Below are 6,855 nucleotides of genomic sequence, written 5' to 3' on the forward strand. Positions count from 1 at the left end.
ATGCAACTAATCACGATTGAAAATTATATTTTTGGTATAGAAAACAACATAACAAACTTACAAAAGGTTTTAAATATAAATTACGAAAAGCAACAGACCATAACAAAGCCAATTTATACGCATTTGGGTGGATATGAAGAGACTATAAGCTTTGAAGCAAAAATTTTATTAAACGATCAAACAAAATTTTTAGGCTTTGAAGAGTTAGTTAAACAAGCAAGACCGCTAAAAATATCAGCCTTTGATTTAGTGCAGTTTAGGCATATACTAATTAACTCACTAACTCAGGAGCTAGAAAACTTTACTAAAATACGCTTTAATGCGGCATGGTATTACACTAAAAGCTTAAGCATAAATGGCTATATAATTTAGGCAAAATAATGGCGGAATTTAAAGATTTTCAAAAGTCCTTAACTCAAGAGTTAAGAAACGCACTAAATAGGACGCTTTCAAAAATATCAAAAGAACAAAAACAACTATTAATAGCAAGGCTAAAAGTAAAAAGCAACTATTTACACAAACGCCGTTTAACGCCACACCGTGCAAAGCTAGACGATTTAATCATAAAAATCACAGCAACAAACAAAAAAATCACGCCATTTATGTTACAAGAAAACTATAGACCAAAGAGCAAATATTACGGCATACCAAACGGACGGACGTTTTACGTAAGAGGTATAAGGCGTGGAGTGCTAGACAAGGGCGACACTCATGGATTTAAAGCCGTCTTAGCCAAAGATAAAACAGGGAGAGATTATTATTATTTAGACGGTTTAAAGCGGCTTGATAGTGAAGCCCTGGTATTTTTTAACGAACTAAAAGAAAAAGCACAAGAGATATTTACAAAGGAGCTAGAGATATGAAAATTTACATCGCAAAAGACAATGAGACGCTAGATCAAATTTGCTTTAAAATTTACGGCTCATTAAAAACTGAAATTTATAGCGAGTTTTTACGCCATAACGAAACACTACTAAATAAACACACTTTAAGCGGAGGCGATGAGGTAAAGTGTCCAGAAATAAGGCTAAAAAGTCAATTGGAGGTTAAATATTTATGGGACTAGAACAATTTAAAAATCCAAAAGTTACGATTTTATACAACGATATAGACAAAACAAACGCCATACACTTTACAAACATCCAAATAGACGACTTCGAAAGTGATGAAGCCGACACACTAAATATTACGACACTTTGGAGCAACGCAAAGCCACGCGAAAACGACAACATTAAAATCTTTGTTGATGGCTATTTTTTAGGCTCATTTACAATTACAACCATCAAATACAATTATTTAATTAGCATTGAAATAGAAGCGATATCGGCTAACTACTTTAAGGACTTCAGACAAAAGAAAAATCGCACATTTTTCAATAAAAGCTATTTTGAAATTTTAACTCAAATCGCCAAAGAAAACGGCTATAACTTAAAAATAGACTTTGAGCGGATGGATGAGGTTGGCGATTTAGAACAATACGACTTAAGCGATTGTGCATTTTGCAAAAAGATAGCCGACGATCTAGAAATAACCTTTTGCGTTAAAAATGACACGCTTATTTTTATCGATAAAGACAAGCAAAGCAATCGCGTAGAATATTTTTTAAACGAAGATGATATTTTTAATCTAAGCTATCAAATAAATCATTCAAAAGTTTTTAACTCATGCGAAATTAAATGGTTTGACACAAAGAAAAATAAAAGCGTAACCTCAAAAGTAGGCAAAGGTACTCCAGTTTTAAAATTTAGCGACTTTGCACGTGATAAACACGAAGCATTAAAAAAGGCAAGTGCAAGACTAAAACGCCAAAAAAACAGCATTTTAGCAGGTAGCGTCACGGCTATTAGTAAGCCATTTTTTGCAGGTGGCTATTTAACGCTAAATTTAAACAACGAACCTTACAAACTCAAAGCATTAATCTCAAAAATCACGCACAAAATAAGCACAAGCTGGACATGTGAGATTGAATTTACTTAATTGCGTTACTTTTACAACGGACACCAAAACGGACACCAAAATAATTTATTATTATAAAATGCCTATATAATGGCATTTTATAATATTTTCAAATCCCTCTCTGTCCGCCATTGCTTCAAGATATAAAACACTTGTTTATTGACTTTATTAGTTATAAATTTTAATAGACCTATTAAAGCTATCTAAGTTTTTATTTATATATTTTACATAAACATCATATATCATTTTTGCAGTTGAGTGACCAAGTAGATAAGATAGCTCTAAAGGTGATACTAAATTAGCTCTTAGCATATTTGTAGCATAAGTATGTCTCATAGTATAAAGTCGTCTATATTTTATATCTAAACAATTAAGTATTGTTTTAAATTTTTTAGTAAATATCTCAGTATCTCTATAAGGTTTTAAATTAGAGTTTAAAAGCACATAATCATCACTGCTTCTAAATTTAAAACTTTTAAAAGCCTTTATCAATATAGGTTCTAAATCATCTATAATAGGAACAACACGTCTAGATAGTTCAGTCTTTGGAGAGCTTTCGCCAAATCTAGAACGAGTAGCATTAACATAAATAACACCATTGTTTAAATTTATATCTTTTAGCTTTAAAGCTAAAATTTCACCTGTTCGCATACCAGTAAAAAAACCAATTGATAAAAATAGATAAAAGTTTAAGCTCTGATGTAGTTTGGCTAAATTTAATATAGCATGAACTTCATCAGCATTAAATGGCTCAATCTCTTTTTTAGGGGATTTTATGGTTTTAACGCAAAAATTAAACTAAAATTTTATTCACTTAAAGATTATTTAAAAATCTCATTAAATTTATCATCAAATTTTTGATTTTGCGGTATTTTGCGACCAAAGAAAAACGGAAAGCCGATAGTTTTAAGCATTGCATTGCAAACAAATTCATTTTTTTCATCTAAAATTTTATCAAATTCCATACCATCAAGCACTTTTAAAAGCTCTTCTTTCCAGCCATCTTTATCTTTATAAATACGACCTTTTGGCTCAAAAAAGCACTCAACGCTAAAATAATCATCATCCGCTTTTTTACCAAAAAATATAAAATCAGGCTCAAAACCGGCACCATAATTTTGATTTTTCTCATTGCCGATAAATTCACGATTATCATAAATTTTAAACTCATCAAAGCCGTCATTTCGCAAGACAAACCACTCTTTGAATTTTTTATCAATCCTGTCTTTATTGTCTTGGATAAATTTTAAAAATTCAATCTCCAAATCGCTATCGCATGAAAATTTATCATAATAAAGCCATTCATAATTATGATTTTTTACCATATTGTCTTTGTTTCTAAAAATAAATTTTTTTCCAAAATTTTTAAGCTCATACGCCATAAATTCACTTACTTCATACTCATTTTTATTTTTTTCTTTAAGTTTTTTAAAGTTTGTAAGTATAAATTTAGCGATTTCTAGCTGATTTTGTGGCGTAAATTTTTGTCTTTTATCAAATAAAATCCAAATTTCACTAAGCTTGGTGTAAAAATCAAATTTACCTTTGCACTCGTAAAAATCCTTTATATCGGCAAATGTGATATTTAAAATATTTAACGCCTTTGCAAATACGCCAAATTCCACAGCTTCGCTTAGCTTTTTATTTACACGAAGCTCTTTTTTTTCGCTAATTTTATTAAATTTAACCTCTTTTTCACTCAGCCCCTTTGAAAAATACGGACACTGCAAAATCTCAAGCTCCCTATTTATCTCACTTTTTTGGTATTTTTTGCCTTTCGTTCGCTTGTTTCTTACATAAAAAATTCTATTTTTTGCCGTTATTTGCCTTGCTTTTTTAGTCAGATTTAGCTCAAAATTCTCTCTATTATCACCAAAAAGTAGCCCTTGCTCCGCCATACCTTTTTCAAGATCAGCGATAAATGCTACATCATTAAACGAGTGATAAGTTAAAATTTCTAAATTTACCATTAAATGGTCACTGTCATTATCAAATTTTCGCATAAATTTACGGCTTTCATCATCAAAAAGCGTTTTGTCATTAAATGGAAAATATCTCGCCCCACGCCCAATTAACTGCACTTCGGCAGTTGTTGTTTTTGGGCTTGATTTTTTTGTGCCAAGCCTAACAATGTCAAACAAATTTAGCACATCCCAGCCTTCATTTAGTTTATCAACAGCAAAAATCGCCCTTATCTCATTGTCATCATTTTCAAGGCTATTTAGCAAAATTTGATGAGCATTGCTCTCTTTTTCGTCATTTACATTTAGTAAGAATCTCTTTTTAAAAGCATTTTGCATAAACTTAGCCAACACTTCGCTAAATCTAGCTCCAAATTTTCCTTTAAAAAATTCAAAACTTTTGCTAAAAATAGTATTATTTACACTCAAATTTGCATAAAATTCACCTATATCATCACTGCTTAAATTTTCTAAAATTTCTAAAAACAAAGCTTGATTTTCTTTTGAAGTGGCGATTGTTTCGCTTTTAAAAAGCACAACAGGCTTTAAATTTATGCCATAATTTCTAGCAATTTCTTCTCTGAAAACGCTTAAAATCATCGCTCCTAAAAATCTAGCTTTTAAGCTCATGTCATCGTATTTTACTAGAAAAATTCGCTTTGAAAAGCCATCTTTACAAAATTTTGCCAAATCAAATTCAAAAATAATCTTATCTTTATATTTTTCCAAAACCGCTTTTTCTTTTGGGATAGTCGCCGTAAATTCCAGCATTAAATTTTGCGAATTGCTTACAAAAGCCTTTTTTATCACGCTTTCCCAGCCATCTTTTATATCAGCTTCTACGCCCTTTAATTTTTGCTTTGTTTCGCTATTTAAGTGGTGTGCTTCATCAGCGATAAATACGATTTTGTGATTTTGTAAATCTTGCAAAGTTAGTGAATTTTCCCTTTCGTTTTTAAACAAACTAAAAAGCCCTTGAATAGTGCTAAAATAGATATTTATCGCCGTGTCTTTGCATTCGTCGAAATTTTGTATCGCGTTTATATCAACTTCATTGTCGTTTATCAAAATTTTATCACTAAAAAGATATTTACTAGAGCCTTTATCGCAAAAATTTGCCTTTGTTTTTTCTAAAATCGCCGTTGAATTTACAAAAAATACAAATTTTGTATAGCCTTGTTTGAACAAATCCAGCATTAAACTCGCCATTATGAGTGTTTTGCCACTTCCTGTTGCCATATTAAACATTAAATGTTTTGCTTTTATCGTCTCAGCGTTTGCAAGATAATATTTTAATGCTTCTTTTTGATACTCTCTTAACTCTTTTGATAAATTTTGGCTTATGTGAGATGGGATTTCAAACTCGCTAAATGGCTTTTTGCCGTATTCAAACAAGACGTTATTTTGTAAAGTTTTTTCGCTATCAAACGCACTCATTTTTTATCTCCATAAAACGCCTTATTAAACGCTTTTGTTTCAGTATCGATTTCATAAGCTATATCGTCTATATCGCCGAGCAACACATAATCCATAGTGCTATCAAGAGCGAGTTTTAAAAGCCCTTTGGCTTCGTTTAGCACTAAATCGTCATTGCAAGTGTGAGTAGCACTCGTGACAATCTCATTGCTATTTAGATTTAAAGACTCTTTGTCTTTACAAGTTGTTTGTGCCTCGCTAAAAATAGCACACAATTTATCCCTATCCACACTATACTCCAAAAACGCTTTTTGCTTGAGTTCTTTAAAGATTTGCCTTAACTCGTCCATGTTTGTGGCATTTTCTATTTTTTCTTTGAAAACTGCATTTAACGGCATAAGTTCAGCATAAATCACGCTACCACCACCTTGCCAATTTAGTGCTTTACTCACTCCGCCTTGTTCGCCGTCAATCACCTTTTTCAGGCGTTCAAGGGTAATATTTTGGATATAATCCATCTGCTCGATGCCGATATAACGGCGTTTCATCTTATGAGCCACTGCCAAAGTTGTCCCACTACCTGCAAAAAAGTCAAGGACAATGTCGTTTTCGTTTGTAGAACTTTCAATAATTCTTTGTAGTAGTTTTTCGGGTTTTTGTCCTGCGAAATTTTTATCATTAAATATTATTGTTTCAGGGTCTAATGAAACTGAATTTTTAATGGCAACACTTTCTAAATTATCCCATTTATTACAATTCCAAGTATCTTCCAATGGATACCTTTCACCACGAGATTTGTGATTTATAAAATCCATAATGTCATTTATTTGCTCATCATTTAATCCGTGTTCATTGAATTTTCTTTTTAAATTTAAATTTAAAGATACTTGTGGTTTAAAATCTTTATTTTCAATGTAAATTTTATGAAAATCCATTGTGTTTGAATTTTTTGAATAAAACAAAATCGTATCGTGGTTTCTTATGAAATTTTTAACTGCTGTTTTATAGCCAGATACAAATCCCATACGCCAAATTATTTCTCTTTGAAAATTTTCTCGTCCAAATATTTCATCCATTAAAACTTTCAAATAATGGACTTCGTTGTAATCCATATTGACATAAATCACGCCATCTTCACGCAATAACTCCCTTGCCACTTCCAAGCGGTTTTTCATAAAAGTTAGCCATACGCTGTGATTAAAGCGGTCGTTGTAGTTAAAACTATCGTTTCCTGTGTTGTAGGGTGGGTCAATGTAAATGAGTTTGACTTTGCCACGATAACGCTTTTTAAGCGAATGCAAGGCGATTAAGTTATTCCCTTTAATCAAAAAATTTTCGTTAAAAGTACCATCATAATTTAAGCAAAGTTTAAGCTGCGGATTGATTTATTGATTTATTGATTTATTGATTTATTGATTTATTGATTTATTGATTTATTGATTTATTGATTTATTGATTTATTGATTTATTGATTTATTGATTTATTGATTTATTGATTTATTGATTTATTGATTTATTGATT

6 protein-coding genes and 1 pseudogene are annotated in these 6,855 nt (G+C 31.1%); 4 read left to right on the forward strand and 3 right to left on the reverse strand.

The features are described 5' to 3' along the window. Genes LQU93_RS08470 through LQU93_RS08485 form a run of 4 tightly spaced genes read left to right on the forward strand, consistent with a single transcriptional unit; the run spans nt 1 to nt 1,977 of the window. On the forward strand, nt 1-372 hold the full coding sequence (locus LQU93_RS08470; protein ID WP_229933453.1) for a hypothetical protein: 372 nt from the start codon (nt 1-3) through the stop codon (nt 370-372). A gap of 8 nt (nt 373-380) precedes the next feature. Beyond that, nucleotides 381-863 (forward strand): hypothetical protein, encoded by a 483-nt coding sequence (locus LQU93_RS08475; protein WP_229933454.1) that lies wholly within the window; start codon nt 381-383, stop codon nt 861-863. Next, the gene (locus LQU93_RS08480) at nt 860-1,066 is read left to right on the forward strand and encodes a tail protein X (protein ID WP_229933455.1); all 207 of its coding nucleotides are present in this window, start codon (nt 860-862) and stop codon (nt 1,064-1,066) included. Before LQU93_RS08475 ends, LQU93_RS08480 begins: the two co-directional genes overlap by 4 nt. Then, nucleotides 1,057-1,977, forward strand: a complete 921-nt coding sequence (locus LQU93_RS08485) for a phage late control D family protein (protein ID WP_229933456.1) — start codon at nt 1,057-1,059, stop codon at nt 1,975-1,977. The genes LQU93_RS08480 and LQU93_RS08485 overlap by 10 nt, the downstream gene beginning before the upstream one ends. A 147-nt stretch (nt 1,978-2,124) precedes the next feature. Here the strand turns inward: LQU93_RS08485 and LQU93_RS08490 are convergent, their stop codons facing one another. From LQU93_RS08490 to LQU93_RS08500, 3 genes and pseudogenes are all read right to left on the reverse strand, one after another. Further along, nucleotides 2,125-2,733, reverse strand: coding sequence for a site-specific integrase (locus LQU93_RS08490; RefSeq protein ID WP_336245595.1), 609 nt, complete (start codon nt 2,731-2,733; stop codon nt 2,125-2,127). Nucleotides 2,734-2,777: 44 nt separating this feature from the next. Next, nucleotides 2,778-5,354, reverse strand: a complete 2,577-nt coding sequence (locus LQU93_RS08495; RefSeq protein WP_229933457.1) for a DEAD/DEAH box helicase family protein — start codon at nt 5,352-5,354, stop codon at nt 2,778-2,780. After that, a pseudogene (locus LQU93_RS08500) lies at nt 5,351-6,673 on the reverse strand (site-specific DNA-methyltransferase); the annotation flags it as partial. The pseudogene LQU93_RS08500 and the gene LQU93_RS08495, both read right to left, overlap by 4 nt. Nucleotides 6,674-6,855: the final 182 nt, after the last annotated feature.

It is taken from the genome of Campylobacter majalis (assembly GCF_905120465.1).
Taxonomy (GTDB): Bacteria; Campylobacterota; Campylobacteria; order Campylobacterales; family Campylobacteraceae; genus Campylobacter_A; species Campylobacter_A majalis.